The organism is Pseudomonas brassicacearum, from assembly GCF_003732225.1.
GTDB lineage: Bacteria > Pseudomonadota > Gammaproteobacteria > Pseudomonadales > Pseudomonadaceae > Aquipseudomonas > Aquipseudomonas brassicacearum_E.
The window spans coordinates 85,517-111,719 of the sequence record NZ_MOBJ01000003.1 but is presented as its reverse complement, the minus strand read 5'-3'; the positions used below and the strand labels follow the sequence as shown (position 1 = coordinate 111,719).

General features: G+C 58.7%; 15 protein-coding genes. 11 read left to right on the top strand and 4 right to left on the bottom strand.

From position 1 onward, the window contains the following. The first annotated feature begins 123 nt into the window (after positions 1 to 123). The 3 genes from BK659_RS03500 (at position 124) to BK659_RS03490 (ending at position 2,075) form a co-directional block, all read left to right on the top strand. Positions 124 to 762 (top strand): FMN-dependent NADH-azoreductase, encoded by a 639-nt coding sequence (locus tag BK659_RS03500; RefSeq protein WP_123423740.1) that lies wholly within the window; start codon positions 124 to 126, stop codon positions 760 to 762. A gap of 1 nt (position 763) precedes the next feature. Beyond that, positions 764 to 1,069 (top strand): DMT family transporter, encoded by a 306-nt coding sequence (locus BK659_RS03495; protein WP_123423739.1) that lies wholly within the window; start codon positions 764 to 766, stop codon positions 1,067 to 1,069. A 115-nt stretch (positions 1,070 to 1,184) separates the two neighbouring features. Next, on the top strand, positions 1,185 to 2,075 hold the full coding sequence (locus BK659_RS03490) for an esterase/lipase family protein (RefSeq protein ID WP_123423738.1): 891 nt from the start codon (positions 1,185 to 1,187) through the stop codon (positions 2,073 to 2,075). Between the two features lie 107 nt (positions 2,076 to 2,182). Here the strand turns inward: BK659_RS03490 and BK659_RS03485 are convergent, their stop codons facing one another. Then, positions 2,183 to 3,070: a DMT family transporter gene (locus BK659_RS03485; protein ID WP_123423737.1), complete on the bottom strand. Its 888-nt coding sequence runs from the start codon at positions 3,068 to 3,070 to the stop codon at positions 2,183 to 2,185. A 95-nt stretch (positions 3,071 to 3,165) separates the two neighbouring features. Here BK659_RS03485 and BK659_RS03480 point away from each other — a divergent pair, with 95 nt between their 5' ends. The 4 genes from BK659_RS03480 to BK659_RS03465 all read left to right on the top strand — a co-directional run bounded on the left by BK659_RS03480 (position 3,166) and on the right by BK659_RS03465 (position 10,352). Continuing rightward, positions 3,166 to 3,948, top strand: a complete 783-nt coding sequence (locus BK659_RS03480) for an AraC family transcriptional regulator (RefSeq protein ID WP_123423736.1) — start codon at positions 3,166 to 3,168, stop codon at positions 3,946 to 3,948. 260 nt (positions 3,949 to 4,208) lie between these two features. Further along, the gene (locus BK659_RS03475) at positions 4,209 to 8,618 is read left to right on the top strand and encodes a dermonecrotic toxin domain-containing protein (protein WP_259740204.1); all 4,410 of its coding nucleotides are present in this window, start codon (positions 4,209 to 4,211) and stop codon (positions 8,616 to 8,618) included. Between the two features lie 151 nt (positions 8,619 to 8,769). Further along, positions 8,770 to 9,075, top strand: a complete 306-nt coding sequence (locus BK659_RS03470) for a PsiF family protein (RefSeq protein ID WP_123423734.1) — start codon at positions 8,770 to 8,772, stop codon at positions 9,073 to 9,075. Positions 9,076 to 9,338: 263 nt separating this feature from the next. Beyond that, complete coding sequence (locus tag BK659_RS03465; protein WP_123423733.1) at positions 9,339 to 10,352, top strand: AI-2E family transporter; 1,014 nt, start codon at positions 9,339 to 9,341, stop codon at positions 10,350 to 10,352. Between the two features lie 123 nt (positions 10,353 to 10,475). Here the strand turns inward: BK659_RS03465 and BK659_RS03460 are convergent, their stop codons facing one another. After that, positions 10,476 to 11,750, bottom strand: coding sequence for an Hsp70 family protein (locus tag BK659_RS03460; RefSeq protein ID WP_123423732.1), 1,275 nt, complete (start codon positions 11,748 to 11,750; stop codon positions 10,476 to 10,478). A 204-nt stretch (positions 11,751 to 11,954) separates the two neighbouring features. Between BK659_RS03460 and BK659_RS03455 the strand changes: the two genes are divergently transcribed. Together BK659_RS03455 and BK659_RS03450 are read left to right on the top strand one after the other, a co-directional pair. Beyond that, complete coding sequence (locus tag BK659_RS03455) at positions 11,955 to 12,902, top strand: DnaJ C-terminal domain-containing protein (RefSeq protein WP_123424074.1); 948 nt, start codon at positions 11,955 to 11,957, stop codon at positions 12,900 to 12,902. A gap of 25 nt (positions 12,903 to 12,927) precedes the next feature. Continuing rightward, on the top strand, positions 12,928 to 13,233 hold the full coding sequence (locus tag BK659_RS03450) for a chaperone modulator CbpM (protein ID WP_123423731.1): 306 nt from the start codon (positions 12,928 to 12,930) through the stop codon (positions 13,231 to 13,233). Between the two features lie 575 nt (positions 13,234 to 13,808). On the opposite strand, the gene BK659_RS03445 is transcribed toward BK659_RS03450, so the two are convergent. Continuing rightward, positions 13,809 to 14,168: a DUF6124 family protein gene (locus BK659_RS03445; protein ID WP_123423730.1), complete on the bottom strand. Its 360-nt coding sequence runs from the start codon at positions 14,166 to 14,168 to the stop codon at positions 13,809 to 13,811. Between the two features lie 172 nt (positions 14,169 to 14,340). Continuing rightward, positions 14,341 to 15,480 (bottom strand): sensor histidine kinase, encoded by a 1,140-nt coding sequence (locus BK659_RS03440; protein ID WP_123423729.1) that lies wholly within the window; start codon positions 15,478 to 15,480, stop codon positions 14,341 to 14,343. Between the two features lie 282 nt (positions 15,481 to 15,762). On the opposite strand from BK659_RS03440, the gene BK659_RS03435 reads away from it, so the two are divergent. Next, positions 15,763 to 20,661: an NEL-type E3 ubiquitin ligase domain-containing protein gene (locus tag BK659_RS03435; protein ID WP_185015280.1), complete on the top strand. Its 4,899-nt coding sequence runs from the start codon at positions 15,763 to 15,765 to the stop codon at positions 20,659 to 20,661. Positions 20,662 to 20,902: 241 nt separating this feature from the next. Further along, positions 20,903 to 26,200 (top strand): NEL-type E3 ubiquitin ligase domain-containing protein, encoded by a 5,298-nt coding sequence (locus tag BK659_RS03430; RefSeq protein ID WP_123423727.1) that lies wholly within the window; start codon positions 20,903 to 20,905, stop codon positions 26,198 to 26,200. Positions 26,201 to 26,203: the final 3 nt, after the last annotated feature.

Sequence of the window (26,203 nt, the reverse complement as noted above, 5' to 3'; positions counted from 1 at the left end):
GAAATGGATTCATCCTGACTGACTTTTGCTCATTTGAAGAGGAGCAGCCGAGAGCGTCAAGCTTTAAGCCACAAGCTTTAAAGCAGCCAAGTCTTTCGAGTTTAGTCAGTTCAGGAGGTCGAGATGAGTAAAATTCTTGCAATACACGCCAGCCCTCGCGGTGATCGTTCGCACTCACGGCGGTTGGCCGAAGTGTTTCTTGCCGCCTGGCAGGCCCATCATCCGCAGGCGCGGTTGACCCGTCGTGAAGTCGGTCGAGCGTTGATTCCGCCGGTCAACGAAGCGTTCATCGCCGCGGCGTTTCATCCTGAGCCCGAGTCTCGGCCGCTGTCGATGCAGGCCGACCTGGCGCTCAGCGATGAACTGGTCGGTGAGTTGCTCGGCCACGATTTGTTGGTGATCTCCACGCCCATGCACAACTTCAGTGTGCCCAGCGGCCTCAAGGCCTGGATCGACCAGATCGTGCGCCTGGGCTTGACCTTCAATCACTCGCTGGACAATGGCATCGCTCAATACGAGCCGCTGGTGAAGGGTAAAAAAGCCCTGATCATCACCAGCCGTGGCGGTTTCGGTTTTGGCCCCGGTGGCGAGAATGAAGCGATGAACCACGCCGATCCGCTGCTGCGCACCGCACTGGGTTTTATCGGCATTGAAGACATCACCGTGATCGCGGCTGAAGGTGAAGAGTCCGCCGAACGGACGTTTGCGGTTTCATCCGCCGAGGCTGAGCAACGCTTATTGGCGCTGTCCAGAGTGCTTTGAGATGGCCTGGGGGTTTCTGCTGATTGCCGCCGCGTTCGAAGTGACGTTCGCTATGGGCATGAAATACGCCGAAGGTTTCACCCGGCTGTGGCCATCGCTGGTCACCGTGGTGGCTGCCATCGGCGGGATCTACTTCCTGACCCTGGCCATGCGCGAGCTACCGGTGAGCATCGCCTATCCGATCTGGACCGCCATCGGATCGCTGGGCACGGTGCTTCTGGGGTTTGCCTTGCTGGGTGAAAGCCTGACGCTGATCAAATTGCTGTCGGTGGGGTTGATCGTGGCGGGGGTGGTGGGGTTGAAGTAGGGGGGCTGGAATGTCATAGACTGGTCGTGAAGGTGTCATTTTCGGTGGCGATGCTCGTGGCCGACGCCTGTATCCCGCCTTGGGCCTTCTTACTCGATCACAAGGATGTCTGCCCATGTCGCAAGAGACCGCCACGCGCTACCCCTTGGTGCTGGTCCCGGGAATGCTCGGCTTCATTCGCCTGCTGTTCTACCCCTACTGGTACGGGATCATCTCGGCGCTACGCCGGGGTGGGGCGACAGTGATCGCGGTACAGGTTTCGCCGGTCAACTCCAATGAAGTGCGCGGTGAAGAGTTATTGGCGCAAATCGATGAAATATTGCGCGAAACCGGAGCGGGCAAAGTCAATCTGATCGGCCACAGCCAAGGTTCGCTGACCGCCCGTTACGCTGCCGCCAAGCGCCCGGACCAGGTGGCCTCGGTGACCTCGGTAGCGGGGCCCAACCATGGCTCGGAGTTGGCGGACTATCTGCACAAACACTGTCCACCCGACAGTGCGAGGGGTCGTGTGCTGAGCGCCTTGTTGCAGATGGTCGCGTGGTTGATGGGCCTGTTGGAAACCGGCTATCGCGGGCCGAAATGGCCGGTGGATATCGATGCCTCGCACAACTCGCTGACCAGCGAAGGGGTCGCGCTGTTCAATCAGCGCTACCCACAGGGATTGCCCGAGACCTGGGGCGGGCAAGGGCCGGAGCTGGTCAACGGTGTACGTTATTACTCGTGGTCGGGGACGTTGCAACCGGGCAAGACCGACCGTGGCGGCAACCTGTTTGACGGCACCAACCGCAGTTGTCGGTTGTTCGCTAAAACCTTCGTTCGCGAGGCCGGGCATTGCGACGGCATGGTCGGGCGCTACAGCTCGCATCTGGGCACGGTGATTGGCGATGAATACCCGCTGGACCACTTCGACATCGTCAACCAGTCGCTGGGACTGGTGGGCAAGGGCGCCGACCCGGTGCGGTTGTTCGTCGAGCATGCGCAGCGGTTGAAGGCAGCGGGGGTGTAAGGATTTTGACTGCGTTATCGTTCATCGCGAGCAAGCTCGCTCCCACATTGGATCTGCGTCGCTCACAAATCCCCTGTGGGAGCGAGCTTGCTCGCGATGGCGTCAGATCAGGCAACGCAGGTCCTGCGGCCCAACACCGTGGTCCAACGCTCCGAAAGAATCACCCCGCCCAACGTCAGCATCCCACCCACCAGGTGGTACAGCGCCAATTGCTCATGCAACACCACCGCCGCAATCAATGCGGTAATCAGCGGCAGCAGGTTGAAGAACAGCGTGGTTCGGCTGGGCCCCAGGCGCACCACTGCTTGCATCCACGCCAGTGGCGCGAGCATCGAGGCCAGCAGGCAGGCATAAAGCACCAGCGGAATGTTCTGCAAGGTCGGGCCGACTTTTGGCGAGGCCAGGAACAGCGGAAACAGCACCACTACCGCCACCAGCACCTGCAAATACAACAGCACCAGCGGCGGCAAACGCAGCTGCCATTTTTTCAGCAAGGTGCTGTAGATCGCATAGGCCAGGGTGGCGATCAGCATCATCGCATCGCCCAGGTTGACCCCGTGCTCCAGCAGCGCACCCAGGCTGCCGGACGAAACCACCACCAGCACGCCGGCAAACGACAGCACCGCACCGGCCAGCGCACCGGCGGTCAACCGTTGGCCGAGGCTGATGATCGCCATGGCCAGCGACATCAACGGCATCAGCGACAGGATGATGCCCATGTTGGTGGCCGAGGTCATCGTTGCGGCGAAGTAGGCCAGGCTTTGATAGACCGCCATGCCGAGCACGCCGAGGACGAAAATCTTGCCCAGGTTCGGGCGAATCACCGCCCAATGGGTCATGACCGGTTTGAGCATGAAAGGCGTGAACAGCATCCCGGCAAGCAGCCAGCGATAGAAACCGATTTCGGCGGGGAAGATCGCGCCGACTGCCAGTTTGTTGATCACGGTGTTGCCGGCCCAGATGAAAATGGCCAGCAGGGGATAAGCGTATTGCATGGGGAAAACCAGAACGTTAATGAAGGGCAATTATCCGTTGTCTGGATTAAAGCCTATACTTCGATCCAGACAATCGGCCCCTGATTTCGGACAGCATGAACAGCAAACACATCGACCTGCTGGACTTCAGCGAACTGCCGGCCCCGGTGTACTTCCGTTATGCCGACTTCGACACCCACGAATATGCCTTGGCCCACCGCCACCCGTGGGGCACCCTCGAATATTCGGCTCATGGTGTTTTGCACATGGAAATTGGCAGCAGTCGTTTCATGTCGCCGCCCCAGTACGCCGTGTGGGTGCCGCCGCAGATCGAGCACAGTTTTTACAGCAATCAACCGATCAACTACCGCGCGGTCTGCCTCGCACCGTCGCTGTGCCGCGAGCTGCCGCAGCAGGCCTGCACCCTGGCAATCAGTGACATCCTCAAGGCAATCCTCAAGGACTTCGCTGCCCGCGACGTGAAAATCCCTCAACACCCGGCCGATAAACGCTTGGCCGAGGTGTTGGTCGACCAGCTGCAACAAGCGCCGGTGCATAACTGTTATTTGCCTTACACCAGCAGTAGCGGATTGCTCAGTGTGCTCGAAGCCTTGCAGGCGTCGCCGGGCGACAACCGGCCACTGGCGCAGTGGGCGGAGCAGATCCACGTCAGCGAACGAACCCTGGCCCGGCAGTTTGTTCGAGAGCTGGGCATGAGTTTTGGGGAGTGGCGCCAGCGCGTGCGTTTCCTGGCCTCGATCGAAGCACTGGACAGCCCGCGCAGCATTCAGGAGATCGCGTTCGATATGGGTTACAGCACATCGTCGGCGTTTATCGCGATGTTTCAGCGTCAAGCCGGTTGCACACCCGAGCAGTATCGAAGACACAAAGTTCTTTGATCGTTTTGACTGCAATCAATGGGGTTGTTTATTAGCTTTTATATATTTTAGAGGGGGTGGGGCTTCCTCAGAGTTGTTTCATTGTTGAAACTGTTTTCTGGGGGCAACGACTATCTCGGCTTGCTCGAGAAAAGTCTTACAGAACTGTCAGCGATGTACTCCATTAATCGTTCGTCGGGCGTTATACGGTTTATTGTCCGGCTCCAATGCTTTTTTGAGTAGGGGCTGTTCAACTAATCCATTAACTCAGGCACTAACGAATGAGTCGGTCGTCAATAAACAACCCGTCACCTGTTTCAGTTAAAACAAGTGCTCATCACGAACTTATCAAAAACGCTATTCCTGCCTGGCTGGCCAACTCGACCCCGCAACGACTTTGTGCGTTGAAAGAGGGGCGTTCAGCAATCCCCGACTGGATCAAAAACGCCTCCCGGGTTGAGCTCCTCAGCTTGAAGCGAGTCGTGGAGGCGAGTTGGTCTTCGCAGAACGATGTCGACAGAATGCTGGTGGACGTGCAAGACGTCTACGCATTCGCCGAGCCATTGCTTCGTCGCAAGTTAAAGGAAAAGTACGGGGTTGAAGAGGATGTCAGGGAAACATTTCTGAAGGTGTACTCCCCGGCAAAACTTTCTCCGTGGGTTCATGATTTTGATGGCGGTACCACCAGCCGTACCGTTTCCTTGCTGGACGCGGCACTGCACAACTTCTCACGTTCAGAAGTGCTTCTGCCTGACTCGGAATTCATCACTCGCCCGGATGCTCTGGGGCATTTCGATGTAAAAGAAGTACGCAAGAAAATGTCTATTCAGCAGTTCAGGGATCTTTGTCGGGAGCTGGATATCGGCGCCCGATATAAAGCGTACCTGGAAAGCTATCTACGTCCCGCGGATGGTCTGGCCCGTGGGGTGTTGCAATCCAGAGTCATCAAGAGTCAGAAGGCCGCCCTGAAAGCAGCCCTGCAACTGGCACTCGTGAAAAAGCACATCACCAGTGATGCCTGGCTCGTTGTACAGGGCATGATCAAGGGCCTCAAAGGTCTGACGCTGGATGGCATCGCGGTTCGTTATTACTCCCTGACAATGATGGACATACGCTTGACCGGAATTGTACTCATCGCGCCCGATCTGTATGCCTCCGGCAGTGGCAACAGACGAGTCATTGCCTATGTGCCACATGACCCCGAGCATCCACTGAAAGAGTACGCATCACCTGTAGCGTTCCTCAACGAGCTGACGCGACAGCTACGAAACTCCGACACGGAGTTGGCCGAGGGCCAGTGCCCGTCGGGGGGGAGTTATCAGCAGTTTTTCAGCCGTTTCGTCGCTCACCAACAGCGCGGGCACTTTTTTGCGGGCCTCAACCAGCGTCTGACGCACGTCACCTGGCACCCGAAAGAACCGGGCGTTGACTTGCCCAGCTGGCGAGAAACGCCAGTGGACAATCCGCGCCTGCACTTCAACACCGTGCGCTTTGAAGATGATACCCAACATCGATTTCGCGGCGATGTTTGGGTCTATCTGTACGAGCAACAACTGAACAAAATATTGAACGACGGCCGGGAACTGGTCATCTCCACGGCCGATACGGACAGTGAGGCTCGCTGGGCGTGGATCGATAATCTGGAAAAGATGCTCGCCGACATCGTGAATGCCGCGCTGTTGGTCGTGACGCCGTTCGTGCCGGGTCTGGGTGAGGCGATGATGGTTTACATGGTTTATCAACTGGTCAGCGAGGTTGTCGAGGGTGTCGTCGATCTGGCCGAGGGGTTGTACCTGGAAGCGGCCGAAAACCTGATCGGTTTCACCGAAAGCCTGATTCAGTTGGGGCTGTTCGGTGCCGGTATGAAAATCGGTAGCGAGGTGGTGCTACCCAGGCTGTCGTCGTTCCTAGAGGGGACTAAACCGGTCACCCTGGCCAACGGCAATCAACGCCTGTGGGGACAGGACCTGGAACCGTACCTGCGAAAGAATCTGCTCCTGTCCGCGGACTCGAAGCCCGACGACTTATGGCTGCATCAGCACGAAGGCAAGCCGATCCTGCGCCTCGATACGCGTCATTTCGAACTTGGTAAAGACCCGCAAACCGGCAAGCATCGGGTCCAGCATCCAACCCGGTCAGATGCCTACCAGCCTGTGGTCGAGAGTAACGGCGCGGGTGCATTCGTGATCGAAGGCGAACAGCCCCAGTCGTGGGATGAGCACACGCTGATGGCGAGAATGGGGCCGCTACTTGACGGTTTGGTGGACTCCTTCGATGACATTCGCACGGTCAGCCAAAGCGACGTCAATGCGCTTCGTCAGATGTACATCGGCAATGAATCCCCACTGCCCTTATTGAGCGACACCGCTGCGCGATTCAGGATTGATCGGGACATTCAGACATTCATCGATCAGATCAGCAGTGAACAACCACAGCGCTACTTGAAAGCCGATGCCCGTACACAGCTTCAACTGCTGGATGGTTTGTGGCCCGGTGAAAGGCCACTGCAACTTGTAGCGCGCGATGGAAACATCATATGGGAGACAGGTTCCAACGGCTCTGCACCTGTGCGGATAGACGAGGGCCGCTTGATCGATGGCGACCTGCTTGAAACCTTGCTGTCGCACCTTGATGAACGCGAAACAAAAACATTGATGGAGCGCGAGCTCGGCGTTTCGGTGATGACTGCCAAGGCCAATGCAAAAGTGTTGAGGGCAGAACTCGCAAGGCGTGCGAGAGAAAAGCGCATGTTCCTGTTCGATGCGCGCTACAACGAACACGGGTTGCGCTGGAATACTCAGGTTCAGTTCATTCGGGAGGAAGTCTCTGGTCTGCCTGGCTCGGTGGCTCAAGAGATACTGGCCGTCGCCACCCCCGAGGAGCTGCAAACCATCGCACGCGGGCGGCTGCCATCGCGACTCAAGGGGCTCGCCCTCTATGCGCTTGAAGAAGTGAAGGTGTCGCGCGCTTATGAGGGGCTTTATCTGGAATCGGTAGCCAGCACCGATACCGACAAGCTGGTGCTGCATTCGCTTGAAAACCTGCCGGGCTGGTCTGCCGATGTGATGATTGAAGTCAGGCAGTACGAATACGATGGCAGGGTTGTGGACCGTATCGGCAAGGATGATGCGAGGCTCAAACGCACGATGGTCGCGCGTGAAGATGGCACCTTCCAGGCTTACGATGATCGAGGCCGTACCTTGCATTCAGCTACTGACCTCTACTCGTCGATCTTGCAGGCACTCCCGCAGGCTGAACTGAACGATTTGAATCTGCGCAAGAGCGACGTTCAGAGGCTCAAACAGGCGATACGCGACCACGCTGTAGAGCCTGACAGGTTGCCAGCGATTCTTTCCCAGTACCCGGCCCCTCGACCACCAGCTTTCGATCTCGAAATACTACGCTTGCGTGGCGGTGCTCCCGCTGGGGACGCTGTGGAACCTGAGCCGTTGAATCTCCAGGAGGTTTTTGAAGACCTTGTCGTACGGGCATACACCTCTGAACCCTTGCCGTCGGTGAAAAATGACTTTCTGAATGGATTGGAGTTAATACGTAATGACTTGTCCGAAACGCACCTGACTTTTCTCCAGTGGGCCTTTCACTACGCAGGTGAAGATTCAAGCTCTCTGGCGACAACAACGATGAGGCAAAGCGTCGAGTTGTTGCCCGAGTTAAAAAAACTGGTGCCCTCCGAGCAATTCGCGACCTTGCTGGACGACATGTTCGCCGAAGGTGTCCCTATGCCCTTGTCGAGTTCGCAGCGAGAGCTGGCAATGACTGCTCGTTACCTGGAGAAAACAGGACGTACGGATCAGTACGAATCGCTGGTCCTCTCCACGATGGGGAATAACGTACCGGCAGACACAACGCTGGCGGACTTGCGCAGCTATGCAAACGAGTTGGGTTCCCCTGTAGTCAATGCCGATAGTGTCATCCCGGTCTCGTCATCGACCCTGGCCGACTTGAACATGGCGCAACGCGCAATCACCCGTGCCAAGGAGCTTCTGCCCTTGTCCGGCAATCAACTGCCGAGCATCTGGGAAAAGGGTGGGTCGGCCATCGCGGCGCTGAAAAACCTCCGCAAAATCGACCTGGCGACCGGTTTGCCGACGGCCGAGTTAACCACTGCCGACGCGGCTCGGGCGGCGATCAAAATCAAGGGTGGCAACTGTTCGGAAAACTCTAAAGTGACGTTTTCGATTCTCGCGAACCAGCCCCGGACCTCTGAAATACACATTGTCAGGGCCAGCGACTTTGACCATCAATACGTTGTCATGGGGGACTTGAGCCGTCCTGAGCAATTGGTCGTCGCCGACTCCTGGCCAGAGTTTCCCAGTGCTCACCTGACCGGTCAGGGATACTTCACGTTTGACCCTGACCCGGTGCTGACCCTGGCGCCTGGCCCTGCGGTTGCCGAGTATGCATTTATCAACGACGCACCTGCAGGTCCTGCCGTTACGCCGCCTCGGGGGTTGGACGACTCGACGCTCAGGGCGATAAAAATTCCCAAACTGCATGAGAAGGGCGCCTATGCCCAATGGACCTCATTGAAAGAGCTTGGCACTACCTACGCGGCACCTGATGAGCGTCCGGTTTCTTTCGAGCGACACAAAGCTTCGGTCATCGAGAATCGTATCGAGGCATTTGAGAACTACCGTAGTGCGATCGAGGCCGATAAGCGCGGATCCTGAAAGAGCGTTGTTCGAGCCGAGAGCGAGTCACTGAGAACTCGCTCTCGGCTTTTTTGTTTGCCGTCATAGTTGATGGGTGAAGGTGTAACGGCATTTGTCTACACTCCAGTCGAGGCCGCCCCCCTCGGTGCGGTAACAAGGAGAAAACTCCATGAAGATGCTGCGTATCCCTTTGTTGATGATCGGTCTGCTGCTCTGTTCCCAGGGCTTTGCCGCCACTGCCCAGCAGAACAAAATGACCACCTGCAATGCCGACGCCACCGCGAAAGCCCTCAAGGGTGATGAGCGCAAAACCTTTATGAGCACCTGCCTGAAAGCCGCGCCGGCAGCAGAAGCCGCCAAACCGATGACGCCTCAACAAGAGAAGATGAAAACCTGCAACGCCACCGCCACCACCCAGGCGCTTAAAGGCGATGCCCGTAAAACCTTCATGAGCGATTGCCTGAAGAAAAAATAAGCAGTCGGGACTGATCGCGATCAAGGGGGGGGCGGGGGAATTTGTGGTGATGGTGCTGGCCTCATCGCGAGCAAGCTCGCTCCCACACTGGATTGTTCGTGACACAGGGTTTGTGAACACCCGAGATCAAATGTGGGAGCGAGCTTGCTCGCGATGAGGCCGGCAAGAACGCGGAAATACCGGCACTGCGCCCGAATCCCTAGTGCTGGCATCGGAAGGCTGGCAGACTGCCAATCCTTTAACGCCGTTTGTTTTGAGGCTGTATGCCAACGTTTTCTCAGCGTCACGTGTTGCTGTTGGTCAGTTGGGTGATCATTTTTGGTGGGTTGCTGCTGGTGATACCACTGCGACTGTTACCCAGTCTGCTGGCCGGGTTGCTGGTGTTCGAACTGGTCAACATGCTCACCCCGCAGCTGCAACGGTTGATCGAAGGACGGCGCGCACGCTGGCTGGCCGTGGCCTTGCTCGGCACGCTGGTGGTCAGCGTGTTGGCGCTGATCTTTGCCGGTGCTATCAGTTTTCTGCTGCATGAAGCGGAAAACCCCGGGGCTTCCCTGGACAAATTCATGCTGGTGGTCGACAAGGCGCGAGGCCAGTTACCGCCGTTCATCGATGCTTATCTGCCCGCCAGTGCCGCTGAATTTCGCGTGGCCATCGGCGAGTGGCTGAGCAAACACCTGAGCGATCTGCAACTGGTCGGCAAAGACGCGGCGCACATGTTCGTCACGTTGCTGATCGGCATGGTGCTGGGGGCGATCATCGCCTTGCAGCGCGTCCCTGACCTGACCAAGCGCAAACCCTTGGCAGCTGCGCTGTTCGACCGTTTGCACCTGCTGGTTCAAGCGTTTCGCAATATCGTCTTCGCACAGATCAAGATTTCCCTGCTCAACACCTTCTTCACCGGGATCTTCCTGGCGGTGATCCTGCCGTTGTTCGGGATCAAGCTGCCGCTGACCAAAACCCTGATCGTGCTGACCTTCCTGCTGGGCTTGCTGCCGGTGATCGGCAACCTGATGTCCAACACGCTGATCACCATCGTTGGCTTATCGCTGTCGATCTGGGTCGCGGTGGCGGCGCTGGGGTATCTGATCTTTATCCACAAGCTGGAATATTTCCTCAACGCGCGGATCGTCGGCGGGCAGATCAGTGCCAAGTCCTGGGAATTGCTGCTGGCAATGCTGGTGTTCGAGGCCGCGTTCGGCCTGCCGGGGGTGGTGGCGGGGCCGATTTATTACGCGTATTTGAAGAGCGAGTTGAAGCAGATCGAGATGGTTTGATCTAGCAGATGTACTGCCTGACATGGCCCCATCGCGAGCAAGCTCGCTCCCACAATGGACCTGTGTTCGCAGGACAAATGTGGGAGCGAGCTTGCTCGCGATGAGGGCGCCGCTGACCTCAGATCAGACCTGAGTGCCGTAACGCTTCATCGCTTCGATCGCCAACCCGCTGCCGATGCTGCCGAAGATATTTCCTTCCACATGCTGCGCATTCGGCAGCATCGCCGACACGCTGTTACGCAGCGCCGGAATCCCGCTCGAACCACCGGTGAAGAACACCGTGTCGACCTGATCGACGCGCACATTGGCGTCGTTCAACAGCTGAGTCACGCTGTTACGCACCCGCTCCAGCAAGTTGTCGATGGCCGACTCGAACAGCGCCCGGCTCAGCTCCACGCTCAAACCCGGCTCGATCCGGTCCAGCGGCACGTGGCGACTGTCGGCGTGGGTCAGCTGGATCTTGGTCTCTTCCACTTCCATCGCCAGCCAATGCCCGGCGCGCTGGTCGATCAGCTTGAACAAGCGGTCGATGCCGCCGGTGTCTTCGATGTCGTAACGCATGCTGCCCAGGGCCAGGGTCGACTTCTGCGAGTACACCGAGTTGATCGTGTGCCAGGTCGCCAGGTTCATGTGGTGGCTGGTCGGCATGTAGGCGCCGCTCTTCATCCGGCTGCCGTAGCCGAACAGCGGCATCAGGCCCTGCAAGCTCAGTTGCTTGTCGAAATCGGTCCCGCCGATGTGCACACCGCCGGTGGCGAGGATGTCGTCGTGGCGGTTGTCATGGTTGCGACGTTCCGGGGACAGGCGCACCAGCGAGAAGTCCGAAGTACCCCCGCCGATGTCGACGATCAGCACCAACTCTTCCTTTTCGATGGTCGACTCATAGTCGAACGCCGCTGCAATCGGCTCGTACTGGAACGAGACATCCTTGAAGCCGATAGCGCGGGCCACGTCCACCAGGGTGTTTTCGGCTTCCTGGTCGGCCATTTCATCGTCATCGACGAAAAACACCGGGCGCCCCAGCACCACTTCTTCGAATTCCCGACCGGCGGCGGTCTCGGCACGCTTCTTCAGCTGGCCGATGAACAGCCCGAGCAGGTCCTTGAACGGCATCGCCGTGCCCAGAACGCTGGTATCGTGCTTGATCAGCTTGGAACCCAGCAGGCTCTTGAGCGAGCGCATCAAGCGGCCTTCGTAGCCTTCGAGGTACTCGTGCAGCGCCAGCCGGCCGTACACCGGGCGGCGTTCTTCCATATTGAAGAAGACCACCGACGGCAGGGTGATCTTGTCGTCCTCCAGCGCGATCAGCGTTTCCATGCCAGGGCGCAGCCAGCCGACAGTGGAGTTGGACGTGCCGAAGTCGATACCGCAGGCACGGGCCGGAGATGCGTTTTTCATGTCTGTCGAGTTCCGGTTAAAAAACGGCCGCGCAGTGTATGTCAGTGCGGCGCAGAATCGAAGGCCGGCTATCTGCTAAATTCAAGGTCATCGCTCACTTGAAAGACTATCCTTGCCCCCCAAACTTACAGGCATGGCTTGGCAGCCAATCAGTGCATGCTGTGTCTGGCTGCGCGATATCGATAACGGATGGTGATTCCCTCGATGGACTTCAAAGACTATTACAAGATTCTCGGTGTGGAGCCGACCGCTGACGATAAGGCGATCAAGGCCGCCTATCGCAAGCTGGCGCGCAAATACCACCCCGACGTCAGCAAGGAAAAAGACGCCGAGGCCAAGTTCAAGGACGCCTCGGAGGCCTATGAAGCGCTGAAAAGCGCCGACAAGCGCGCCGAATACGACGACTTGCGCAAATACGGCCAGCACGGCCAACCGTTCCAGGGCCCGCCGGGTTGGCAGGGACGAGGTGGTTCGGGTGGTTTTGGTGGACAGGATGGCGGCGATTTTTCGGACTTCTTCAGTTCGATCTTCGGTAACCGTGGCCCGGGTTTCGGGGGTGGACAGTCTGGCCGCAGTGCCGGTCGTCGAGGGCAAGACGTGGAAATGGAATTACCGATTTTTCTGGAAGAAAGCCTCTCGAACGAATCGAAGAAGGTCAGCTTCCAGGTGCCGCAGTACAACGCGGCCGGCCAGCATGTCAGCAACACCAGCAAAAGTCTGAACGTAAAAATCCCGGCCGGTGTGACCGATGGCGAGCGCATTCGGCTCAAGGGCCAGGGCGCACCGGGTGTCGGTGGCGGCGCCAATGGCGACTTGTACCTGACCATTCGTTTTGCGCCGCACCCGAAATTCGATGTTGAAGGTGAAAACCTGATCATCACCTTGCCGCTGGCCCCGTGGGAACTGGCGCTGGGTGCGGAGGTCGCGGTGCCGACCCTGACCGGGAAGATCAACCTGAAAGTTCCGGCCGGCAGCCAGAACGGCCAGCGCATGCGCGCCAAAGGCCACGGGCTGCTGAACAAGGCAGGCCAGCGCGGTTACCTGTTCGTGCAACTCAAGGCGGTGATGCCCAAACACACCGACGATGACGTCAAGGCGTTGTGGCAGGAGCTGGCGAAGAAAGCCGCTTTCAACCCGCGGGAGCACTTTTGATCCTGGAACTCTGGAGTCACTGACAATGAGCAGCCCCCTGATCGTTCAACTGGACATGGCAGAATTCTGTGAGGCGACCGATTTGTCGGACGTCTACGTGATCGAAATCGTCGAACACGGCATCCTCGAGCCTCAGGGCGCACTGCCCAAGGATTGGCGTTTCAACGACTACGAACTGGCGGTCGCCAAGCGCGCCGCCAAGTTGCGCCGTGACCTGGAACTGGAATGGGAAGGCGTCGCCCTGGCGCTCGACCTGCTGGAAGAAGTGCAGCAACTGCGCGCCGAGAATCGCATGCTCAGGCAGCGGTTGGGGCGGTTGGTGATCGAGTAGCTCAACATCAAAAGATCGCAGCCTGCGGCAGCTCCTACGGATGTACACCAATCCACTGTGGGAGCGAGCCTGCTCGCGATGGCGGCCTGACAGCCGACCAATCTCTTGCATATGTACACCAATCAAAACTGTGGGAGCGAGCTTGCTCGCGATGGCGGCCTGATAGCCGACCAATCTCTTGCGGGTGTACATATCCGTTGCTGCGGTAACGGCTGCTTAGGGTTTCGCCCTTACGGCGCCTCACTTTTTTTACAAGCGCCTAAAAAAAGTAAGCAAAAAAACGCTCGCCCCAAGCGTACGGCACCTCGCTTAGGCTCGGCGTTCCCTCGCTCCGGCATTCATCAGGGGGCATCGCCTACGGTCTGCTTCGCGACGACCTCCTCTCGATGTGTCCGGCTGCGCCGTACGGCGCTGCGCGCCAACCCCCTGATGAACACCTCCACTCGGCCTCCCGATAGGGGCGGGCAGGTCAAAAGCAAAGCACGGCGGCCTGACAGCCGGCCTGAGTGGTAAAGGCGCGCCACTGGTGATGATCTTCGTAGGAGCTGCCGAAGGCTGCGATCTTGGCGATCTCGCTATTCCGGCGGATCGAGGTTGTCCAACGCCCGATCCACCAATAGCAGCCCCAACGAAATCATCTGCTGGATCGCCAGCGCCACATGCCGGCGCGTACCTTCGAGTTCGAACGCCAGGTCGCTGGCCATCACATTGACCGCCGCCAGGGTTTCCGAGGCGTGAGCCAGCAGGGTTTCGTTGTCCAGGTCGGGGAGCACCGTGAAGATGTTGGACGGACGTTTATCGGGCAGGTTGGCTTGGGGGAAGGGCGGTTTGAGGTGATGATCCAGCGCCCGCTCAGCGGCTTCGTGGAGTTTTTTTGAGTCAGTGGTGGCGTAGGGAGAGGTGCTTGGGGTTTCAGGGGGATTTGGGGTGACCATGGTGACGCTCCTTTTGTTAGGTTGCGCCGTGTTGCTCAGCAGGTTTCCAGGCCCGGTCGCTGCATGGGCAGCGACCCTTGGAGGTTAGTGATCGGCCTTCCCACCCGCAACCGATAGAGCGCGTCGGACAATTCCCGGCTGGTAATCAACCTTTAAACATCACCATCTGTCGCTACAAAACCACCCGCGATACCCTCGGCAACACCACGCTAAACATCGTGCCTTCGGCCTCGCTGGAGCTGACTTCGATCGTGCCCTGATGCGCATCCACCACTTGTTTGACGATGAACAAGCCCAGCCCAAGACTGGTGGACGGGCCGGCGAGTTCTTCGCTGGCGCTGCGTACCAGCGGGTCGAAAATCGTCGGCAGTGCGTCGGCGGGAATCGGCTCGCCATGGTTGTGCATGGTCAGCGTCACCTGATCTTTTTCTCCGATGATGCACAGGGTCACCGGGCGGTGATTGGTACCGTGCTGCAGGGCGTTGCCGACCAGGTTTTGCAGCAACTGGTCGAGGCGCGCGCGGTCCCAGACACCCTGGGTGTCGCCTTCGACTTTCAGTTGTGAATGGCAGTCCGGCTGCCCGGCGCCGGCCTCGTCCAGCGCCGCTTTTGCGGCGGCGGCCAGGTCCATCGGTGCCGGTTCGATGGGCAGGTCGCTGCCCAAGCGGTTGCGCACCAGTTCCAGCAAGTCGTTCACCATCGCCGCCATGTGTCGGGCGCTGCTCTTGATGCTGGTCACGTAGCGTCGGGCGTCGGCGTCCAGCTTGGCCTTGCGCAGCAGTATCTCGGTGGACATGTTCACTGCTTGCAACGGTGCGCGCAGGTCATGGCCGAGAATGGCCAGGAAGATGTCTCGTGAGCGATTGGCCCGCTCGGCGTAGGCCGCGGTGGACTCGGCCAGGGCTTCGTCGATGGCTTCGTTGAAACGGATCATGTCCTGCAAGTACGCCAGGTCCGGCGACTCCAGGCTGTTGATCCACAGGCGAATCACGCTGGCCCGCAAGTGGCGGAACTCAGAGGTCATCTGTACCAGGTCAAACCCCACGTTATGCCGAAGCTCGCCATGGCTGGCCGCGGCCTTGTCCAGGCTCGGGGTTTTTTCCGGGCCTTCACCCCTGGCCTTGGCCGCTTGTTCACGGGCGGTCTGGGCGGTCTGCATGTCACGGGAAGCGGCCAGCAGGATCGACTTGGCGTGGTCGCGCAAGAGTGCCCGGTCCATGGATTCAGGCTCAGGGGCAATGGATTGGGCGAACTGTTCCCATTCATCGACGATGCGATCCACGTGTTGCACGATGAATTCAGCTAAACGCATGGTCGAAGGCCCCGGGGAGTCAGCACTGGAAATACGTGCATCATAACGCCATGGCACAGGGCTAAAACAGCGTGTAACGAGCACATAAGACCAACGGAAAGCAGTGGCGTTATATATATAGTTTCGGTCCTTTAATGTTTGAACAGTCGGCCTGTTTTTATGGGCAATGCCGAGCAGGTTTTTAGTCTTTTGTTTTATCAGGCACGGCTTAAGCTGAAGACTTATTGGATTATCTTTGGTCGTAATATTATGTATGAATCACAAGGATTGGATGTTGTTACAGTGCCTTCAGTTTCACCCGTCGAAAACAAAGGCATTCATTATGACCGTATTGTTCAGGCACTTCCGGCGGCCGTCACCCATGCGTCGCCGGGCAGGTTGTCGTTGCTCGCCAGCACCACGGTCTCGACACCGGGTTGGTACCTGAACGCTTCCGCAGTCGATCGGCAATACCTCAAGGAGTTGATCGATAAACGCTGGTTGTTGCAGCGCCTGGTGGATGCGCCATTGCAAGACCTGCAACAGGACATCAGGGCGTTTGCCAAACCCATGCTGTCCTGGTTGATGAGTTCGAACTTCAACAGCCATGACGACGTCAGCCAACTGACGCTGAGGCTGTATGTGCCGGACCGGATCATCTTCGGTATCGATAGCGGCGCCAGTCCTCTGCGCGAGTCCACCCTATTGGACGCGGCGCTGCATAACTTTGAAGCGCCGGAAACCGCCGCCGATTATTTCCGCAGTGGTTCCGGTGTCTATCGCACCAACTTTAGAGGGGAGCTGTCGCTGATCCCGCCGATGACGGTCAGTAAAATAGCCACGCTGTGTCGTCGACTGGACATTGGCGCGCAGTATCAAACCCATCTGAAATCCCTGCTGTTGCCGGCTGACCCGCAGCAAAGGCAAGCGCTGGAACAGCACGGCGCGGCCAGTGAGAAAGCGGCGTTTGAACTGGCCTCACTGATCGCTCTGCTGAAAGACGACATCAGTTCGTATGCCTACGGTGTCCTGCGCGAGGTTCGCGAGAATAAAAGCGCCATCAGTTTCCACCGTCGGCCGCTGCATTTGCATCGGCTGTCGCTGATGGGCTTCGCGCTGCACGGTGTGGTGTTGTTCAGTGCCGAGGGCGACGGCGGCAAAATCCAGGCGGAGGTGGAGGCCCTGGCGCCTGACGAACGTGCCTCCTGGCTCAACCTGTCGAGCATTTTATCGGTGATGTTACCGGGCAACGATGTCGACAAGTTCAAACTGCTGCAGGCGTTTTTCGCCAATGGCCCCAGCGGAGTCAGCGAAGAGATGCTGCGCCAGCAGGACATCTACCAGCAAAGCCGCTTGAGCGGCCCGGTGATTGCCTATGTGCCGGACGATCCGCTGCACCCGTTGAAAGAGTACGCCTCGCTGACGGACTTCATGAAAGTGCTGATCAGCCAACTGCGCGAGCCGGACTATCAGGCGTTCTTCAGCCGCTTCGTGGAGCAGAAGGACAAGGGCCGGTTCTTTGCCCGGGTCAGGGAACGTCTGAGCCGGATCACCTGGCAGCAGCGTGAACCGCTGGACATGGGGCCATGGTGGCGAGAAACCGCGATCGAGAACCCCAATGCCGAGCCGATCACCAACCGGCTGTCGGGGGAGCTGTGGCCACAGCTGTATCGTCTCAAGCGCGACAAGGCGATCAGCGATGCGCGGGTGATTGCCGTGCCGACCGGCGATGAAGACGCCGCCACGCGCTGGAAGCGCCTGACCAGCTACCTGGACATTGGCTGGAACGTCTTCAACTTTGCCGCGATGCTGGTGCCGGGGCTGGGCGAAGCCATGCTGGCGTTGATGGTGGCGCAGATCGCCGAAGAGCTGCTGGAAGGTATCGAAGACTGGAGCAAGGGCGACCGGGACGAAGCGTCGGCGCACATCAACAGCGTCTTGATCAACTTTGCGCAACTGGCCTTGATGGCCGCCGGGCACGTATTGCCCAAGGGCGCCCGGGTGGCGGTAACCCCCAGCCCGCTGATCGACAGCCTCAAACCGGTGGAGCTGCCCACCGGCAAGAGCCGCCTCTGGAAACCGGACCTGACGCCTTACGAGCACCCGGTGGCGCTGCCGGCCGAGGCCAAACCCGATGACCTGGGGCTTTATCGGCACAACGATCAACAGTGGCTGCGCCTGGAAGAAAAGAATTACCAGGTGCGCCAGGACCCGGTGACGGGCGAACATCGCCTGCAGCATCCGACCCGGCCAAGCGCCTATCAGCCGAGGGTGGAGCACAATAATGCCGGCGCCTGGATTCATGACACCGAGCAACCCTTGACCTGGGAGCGTCCGGCCTTGTTACGACGCCTTGGTCACCGTGCGGACGCATTAAGCGATGGCGAGCTTGAGCTGGCCCGCAAGATCAGCGGCACTCACGAAGGCCTGTTGCGCAAAATGTATGTCGAGCGCGAGCCGCTGCCGCCATTGCTGGCCGATACCCTCAGCCGTTTCGACGCCTACCGACAGACCGAAAACCTTATCTCCCGGATGGAAAGCACTGAGTCGGGTGTCTACGCGACGATCGATCACAAGACCGAATTGTTCAATACTCGCTACGCCAGCCAACAGGCATCGGTTGATCCGCGTGTCGAGCTGATTAAAAGCCGTTTCACTGGCCTCCCCACGAACATTGTCGAAGACGTGCTGGGCGGTGCTTCCAGCGCCGAGCGCCGACAAATGGCTCAATGGGATTTTGCGAACACGCAACAGACCAAGCCTATTCCTCTGCGCCTGGCCGAGGCGCTACGTAATGCACAACGTGAAGTGCGTCTGTCACGGGCCTATGAAGGGCTATACCTGGAGACCGCGTTGACTCCGGATACTGAGACCCTGGTTCTCCACACACTGGAAGCATTACCGAACGGGATAAAAAATCTGCGAATTGAAGTGCGCTATGGTTCCTTCAACGGGGAACTGCGCGCGAGCATTGGCCCCGAGAACGCGACCGAGCGCAAGGTACTGGTGCGCAGCGAAGACGGACGATACGAAGCGCGTGACAGTGACGATAACCATCTGCACGGCGCTGACGATGTGTATGCGGCTCTGCAGCATGCTTTACCGCAGAACCATCGCGCCTCGCTGGGGCTTCCCAATGTGGGGCAGGGGGCGCAATTGAAGCAGTTGATCAAACAGCGTGTTCTGTCGCGCGACGACTTGCGTAAGGCGTTGCGGATGCAGCCGATCAAACCTTTTTTCAAGGCTCCGATGCGTGGGGGCGACGGCACCTTTGGCTATCCTATGAGTGGTCGTGGGCAAGGCATGAATCTGCTGATGGCAGAGCGACGCGCGAGGGTTCGACAACTGTACCCCTCCCTTGGCAATGCAGATGTCGAAATGGTTTTGGCGCAGGCGGAACGTGCGCAGGCACATCCCACCTATCCGCTGTCAGTTGATGAGTATTTGCTGGGCCTTGACCAAGAGCTCGACAGCCTGTTTCAGGAGACGAATGTCTGGGTGGATACGCCGGGGACGCACGTCTTGTCCGATGGGAGTATTGAACCGGTCAACTGGGAGGACAGGCAGCGTGTTGCCGACTTGCTCCGGCGTTGTTGGCAACGGACCAATTCGCCGCGGGAGGCTATCGGCAGTTTTTATGCCGATTCCACTCTCAGCCTGACCGGTCTGCGTATCGGGGAGCTTCCGGTGTTTACCCGAGCGCTTTTCACTCACGTTTATTCGCTGGACCTCAGCGCCATGACGCTTGGGGAGGTGCCGGCCACTTTTCTCGAAGCGTTCCCGAATTTGCGCGAGGTGAACCTGGAGAACAATCGGCTGCAAACACTTCCGGGGTCGTTGCCGCTGATGCGGAGGCTGGAAGCGCTGAATCTCTCCCGCAATACCATTTCGTTGAGTCCGGAAGCCATCGTGGCACTTGAAAGTTACCCGTCGCTCCAACAACTGAACCTGAGCTACAACCCGCTGGGTCGGGTTCCGGACTTCAGTCGGATACCGACATTAAGACGAATCAACCTGCGTAACGCTGTAATAACCGAGTGGCCAGCGGGGCTTGACAGTTTACGGGAGCTTCAACGTGTCGATCTGCGCGACAACTTCATCAGCCGGGTTCCAGACGAAATCCTCAATCCCTCCGCGGAAAACGCTGTTGCTGCGCAGCGGGTATTCAACAGTGCCGTTCTGGACGGCAACCCGCTCACGCCAGCGGCTCTGGAAGATTATGCTCAGGCCTGGATGCGCACTCAGCCAGGCTGGGGTGGGGTGCCAGTGCCCATTCAACCGCGCGCAGCTGCCGGCCCTTTGGCAAACTCCAGTGAGCGGTTGCAGCACTGGATGCGAGACATTCCGGCCGGCGAGCGTGCCGCCAGACAAGAGCAGTGGAGTCTGCTTGAAGGGGAAAACACCCACAGTCAGGAGTTCTTCAGGTTATTGGAGAGTCTGCGACAAACAGGCGAGTACAGGAACGCCTATCCTGATCTGCAGGCTAGGGTATGGACGCTGATGGATGCTGCTGCACAGTCCGAACAATTGCGCACCGAGTTGTTCCGCCTGGCCGGGGATGTGGAAACCTGTGCCGATGGGGCTGCGCTGATTTTCAGTCGCCTGGAGGTCAGGAATCTGGTCAGCCACGGCTTGAGCACGCAGGCGACCCCGGAGCTTTCCACACTGGCAAAGGGCTTGTTCAGGCTTGACGAAGTCGAACGGATTGCACAACAGGATGCGAGCGAGCGGATTCGCAAGATTTCGGAAAATCACGCTTTGACCCTGGCGCATAAGGTTGAAGAGGTTCTGCTTGTCGACCGAGTCGAGATTCGTCTTGCCTACCGTATCGGGCTGAAGGATCGACTGGGTTTGCCCGGGCAGCCGCAGCAGGCCAGATTTATCGGCGGGGCTGTGCCGGCGGCGATGCTGGATGCCGCCGAGCAGAGGGTGTTGGCCCTGGACAACTCACCCCAGGAGTTTGCGGCGACCACCCAGCGTGATTTCTGGCGAGGGTTCCTGAAGCACAAATACGCCGATGAATTTCTGCTGGAGCAAGAGCCGTTGCACGCACGGCTGGACGCGCTGGTGGCAGCGGATTTGGCGAGTCAGGAATACCTGATCAAGAGCGCAGAACTGGCCAGGGAGTTTGAAGCGGTCGAGGACGCGTTCATCAACCGCAAGACAAAACTGGAGCTGCCCGGTTTGAACGCCGGAGAGTAACGCGTTAGGTATTTGAATACCCCGAAGGTCGCTGAAAACGCAATCTTCGGGGTTTTTTTATAGGCGCTCGGTGGTGGGGCATAAGTTTCAAAGGTGTGGTGTTATTTATATATATTCATCTCTTTAATGTTTGAACTATCGACCTGTTTTCATGGGCTGTGTCGAGCAGGTTTTTAGTCTTTTGTTTTATTGGCAGGGGCTTAAGCTGAAGACTTATCGGGCTGTCTTTGGTTTTAAGTATATGGATAAGTTACAGGATGTTAGTGGGGGTTCAAGGCCTCCAGTATTACCTGCGGAAAACAAAGGCATTCATTATGACCGTATTGTTCAGGCACTTCCGGCGGCCGTCACCCATGCGTCGCCGGGCAGGTTGTCGTTGCTCGCCAGCACCACGGTCTCGACACCGGGTTGGTACCTGAACGCTTCCGCAGTTGATCGGCAATACCTCAAGGAGTTGATCGATAAACGCTGGTTGTTGCAGCGGCTGGTGGATGCGCCATTGCAAGACCTGCAACAGGACATCAGGGCGTTTGCCAAACCCATGCTGTCCTGGTTGATGAGTTCGAACTTCAACAGCCATGACGACGTCAGCCAACTGACGCTGAGGCTGTATGTGCCGGACCGGATCATCTTCGGTATCGATAGCGGCGCCAGTCCTCTGCGCGAGTCCACCCTATTGGACGCGGCGCTGCATAACTTTGAAGCGCCGGAAACCGCCGCCGATTATTTCCGCAGTGGTTCCGGTGTCTATCGCACCAACTTTAGAGGGGAGCTGTCGCTGATCCCGCCGATGACGGTCAGTAAAATAGCCACGCTGTGTCGTCGACTGGACATTGGCGCGCAGTATCAAACCCATCTGAAATCCCTGCTGCTGCCGGCCGACCCGCAGCAAAGGCAAGCGCTGGAACAGCACGGCGCGGCCAGTGAGAAAGCGGCGTTTGAACTGGCCTCACTGATCGCCCTGCTGAAAGACGACATCAGTTCGTATGCCTACGGTGTCCTGCGCGAGGTTCGCGAGAATAAAAGCGCCATCAGTTTCCACCGTCGCCCGCTGCATTTGCATCGGCTGTCGCTGATGGGCTTCGCGCTGCACGGTGTGGTGTTGTTCAGTGCCGAGGGCGACGGCGGCCAAATCCAGGCGGAGGTGGAGGCCCTGGCGCCTGACGAACGTGCCTCCTGGCTCAACCTGTCGAGCATTTTATCGGTGGTGTTACCGGGCAACGATGTCGACAAGTTCAAACTGCTGCAGGCGTTTTTCGCCAATGGCCCCAGCGGAGTCAGCGAAGAGATGCTGCGCCAGCAGGACATCTACCAGCAAAGCCGCTTGAGCGGCCCGGTGATTGCCTATGTCCCGGACGACCCGCTGCACCCGTTGAAAGAGTACGCCTCGCTGACGGACTTCATGAAAGTGCTGATCAGCCAACTGCGCGAGCCGGACTATCAGGCGTTCTTCAGCCGCTTCGTGGAGCAGAAGGACAAGGGCCGGTTCTTTGCCCGGGTCAGGGAGCGTCTGAGCCGGATCACCTGGCAGCAGCGTGAACCGCTGGACATGGGGCCATGGTGGCGAGAAACCGCGATTGAGAACCCCAATGCCGAGCCGATCACCAACCGGCTGTCGGGGGAGCTGTGGCCACAGCTGTATCGTCTCAAGCGCGACAAGGCGATCAGCGACGCGCGGGTGATTGCCGTGCCGACCGGCGATGAAGACGCTGCCACTCGCTGGAAGCGCCTGACCAGCTACCTGGACATTGGCTGGAACGTGTTCAACTTTGCCGCGATGCTGGTGCCGGGGCTGGGCGAAGCCATGCTGGCGCTGATGGTGGCGCAGATCGCCGAAGAGCTGCTGGAAGGTATCGAAGACTGGAGCAAGGGCGACCGGGACGAAGCGTCGGCGCACATCAACAGCGTCTTGATCAACTTTGCGCAACTGGCCTTGATGGCCGCCGGGCACGTATTGCCCAAGGGCGTCCGGGTGCCGGTAACCCCCAGCCCGCTGATCGACAGCCTCAAACCGGTGGAGCTGCCCAACGGCAAGAGCCGCCTGTGGAAACCGGACCTGAGCCCATACGAGCACCCGGTGAAGCTGCCGGCCGAGGCCAAACCCGATGACCTGGGGCTTTATCAGCACAACGATCAACAGTGGCTGCACCTGGAAGAAAAGAATTACCAGGTGCGCCAGGACCCGGTGACGGGCGAGCATCGTCTGCAGCACCCGACCCGGCCAAGCGCCTATCAGCCGAGGGTGGAGCACAATAATGCCGGTGCCTGGAAAGCTGAAACCGAGCAACCACTGACCTGGGACGCGGCTCGCCTGATCTATCGCCTGGACAACTCGCTGGAGCAGTACTCGGCCTCTACCCTGGTTAAAATCCACCATGTGAGCGGCGTGGAGGAGGGGCTGTTACGCCGGCTGCATGTCGAGCATGAAACGCCGCCGGCGCTGTTGCGCGACACGCTCACGCGCTTCAATACCTACGCCGACGTGCAACGCTATCCCGAGCAAATCCTGTCGAACCGGGTGCCGGAGGAGATGGCCGGTTTTCTGCCGGCGACTCTGGTCGAACTGCCGCGCTGGCCGGAGTCCCGGGCTCTGGAGGTGTTTGAAGGGGATGATCGCACCGGGACGTCCTTCAAACATGGCAACCCCATGGCCGCTGAGCCACAGACCATCAAAATCAGCCGCTCGGAGCTGGTGGCCGGGAAACTGCCTGAGCGAGTGATTGAATCCCTGAACACGACCGAACTACGGGAGATGCTTGGCGCACGGGTCGCCGATGACACGGCCTCATGGATCGACGCGTTGCGCAGCCGATTGGCCATGCAGGCGCAGAAACAACGCAAGCGTCTGTTTGACGCGCTGTACAAGAGCCGCGATGTGTCCGGCAACCCGCAGGTGCGCTTGCTGGTGGACGACTCCCCGCAACTGCCCGGCAGCGTTGCGCAAGAGTTACTGGACAGCGCCGAACCCACCGACCTGCAACACTTGGCCGAGAAACAGCGCCTGCCGCTGCGTTTGCGCCAGCAGACACGCCGGGCGCAGGAGCGTGTGCGCTTGAACCGCGCGTACGAGGGACTTTACCTAGAGGAACTGGAAAATGCCGACACCCGCCGGCTCGAACTGGCCACGCTGGCCAGCCTGCCCGGGTGGTCGGCGGACGTCCGGATCGAAATTCGTCATTTGGGATTCTCCGGGGATCTGCTCGGCAGTGTGGGCGCGGCGGATGCGCCGATCCGAAAAGTGCTGGTGCTGGACGAGGACGGTCTTTACCAGGCACGGGACACCGATGACCAGCACCTGCATGGTACCGACGATCTCTACGCCTCGGTGTTGCATGCCTTGCCCGACACGCAGCGCAACGCTCTGGGCTATGAAGTTCACGAAGGTGTGCAGCTCAAGAATGCGGTTCGGGGTTCACCGCTCAGCCACGAACAATTCGAATCGATCCTGCTTGAGCAGCCAATCCGTAAACCGTTGTACGACCCGCAAACCATGCGCTTGCCAGGCGGCAAGTTGGGATATTTACGTGAACACGTAGACAGGCAGTGGGGGCAAAGTCCGCAGGCGCGGATAAGTAGGCTCTACCCCGCTTTCACGGAAGTGGAGTCCGCTGCGTTGCTGGAGCGTTTCAACCGGCAGGGGATGCCGGTCGACATGCAGCTGGAAGAGCTTGAACTTGAATTCGAACAGTTGAGTTCAAAATTGACGCGATGGGTTAACTCGCCGACCCGAGATTTCCGGTTTGGCCCGAGCGGCGTTGGGGAGTGGAATGCGAGGAATCAGTTTGCCCTAAAAATCAGGCAGTGCTGGCAGCGTACCGGACCAACACAGCTCGACTCGTTTGGCAATGTGGTTGGGCAGAAACTGGACCTGAGCAATTTTCCGCTGAACCTGCATTTCGCAAGGATGCCCACGCTGGAGGGCAACTTCGACCATGTCACGTATCTGAAAATGCATAACACCGGTATTTCCGATGCTGAACAGTCCTTTCTTCAGCCGTTTGGCAAGTTGCGTGCCCTGGACCTTGGAGGCAATAAACTGACAACGTTGCCGCGACACATCGACGGGATGCCGCATCTCAACTTCCTCGAACTTTCGGGCAACCGGATCGTTCTGACGCCCGCCGACGTTGAAATGCTTAGCCGTCGCACGCAGATGCAAACCCTGGGGCTGGCCGGAAATCCGCTGGGTCTGCTGCCGAACCTCAGTCGCATGCCCGATCTGCATACGCTGCTTCTGTACGATACCGGAGCGACCACCTGGCCGCCGGGGTTGTTTGACCTTCCGCGCCCCCGGCATATCTATCTGGACATGCAGCGCAACCTGCTCACACACATACCCGAAGTCACGCCCGGGTCAGCCGATGCGGAGTTGCTGGCGCGTACATTGCTCAGCCGCCAACCGCCCTGGATGTCACCCGAAAACCTGAAGCTGCTCAAAGACTACATCAGGTCAACGGGGCTGGACCCTGAACGCCCTTATCCCCCCAGAGGCGTGCGCGACTCCGTGGAATGGAGGCAAGGCGTGACCTTTGACGAGTGGGTGGCGAAGCAAATGCTCTGGGATGTGCTTGAAGATGAGTTCAACTCGACTGGATTCTTCGATGAGATCAGGCGTCTGACCCAATCGGCGGACTTTACCGCGGGTAGCGCCTATCGAACCGATTTGACGGCGAAGGTGTGGCGAATGGTCGAGACCATGTCCCGGGACGCTGAATTGCGCACGAAGTTTTTTACCGAGGCCACGGCGCGCAGCCAATGCGTGGATGGCGCGACCCAGCTATTCAACGTACTGGGGGTTGATGTCCTGGTCCAGGAAGCCCTCGAATTGGGCAACGCCAGTTTGATCGAAGCGCAGCTGGTCGAGTTGGCCCAAGGCAAGGCACGCCTCGATGAAATCGAGCGGATCGCCCGTCGTCACATCATCGCACGTGAGGCAGCGGGCGAACGTTTTCGGCGCGTCGATAACGACGGCGATGTGACCGGAACCATCGACGAGGTCGAAGTTCACCTCGCGTTCATGACGGACCTGGCAGAGCGACTTGACCTGCCTTGGCAGGCGCGTGGAATGCAGTTTCGCCAGATCGCAGGCGTTACCGGCGAAATGATCGAGAACGCCTACCAGCGAGTTTTGGGGCTGGAGGAGGGTGATCTGCTGCGTGATTCGATTGCCGAGCAGCCATTTTGGCGGACCTATGTGCAGCGTTCGAATCGCGCACGTTTCAGGGCGTTTGATCGCAAGACGGTAGCGACGACCGAGTTCAAGGTTGCTCTTGACGAACGAGCCTCCCGCACGGACCTGACACTGGAAGAGCGAGAGAAGCTAAAGGAAGAAATAAGGGTACTGGCCGCCGAGCTTGGTAAACCTGAAAGCGCCTTTGAGCCGGGGCAAGTCGTGACCGATGAAGCGTATGCCGCAGAGCTCGACCTGATCAAGGACGAGCGCGAAACCCTTCTCAAGCAACTGACTCAGCAAGCCATTGACCGGGCAAAACTGCGACGGGTTGAACCTCCTCTGTTTACGGTGGACACCCGTAGCTGACCA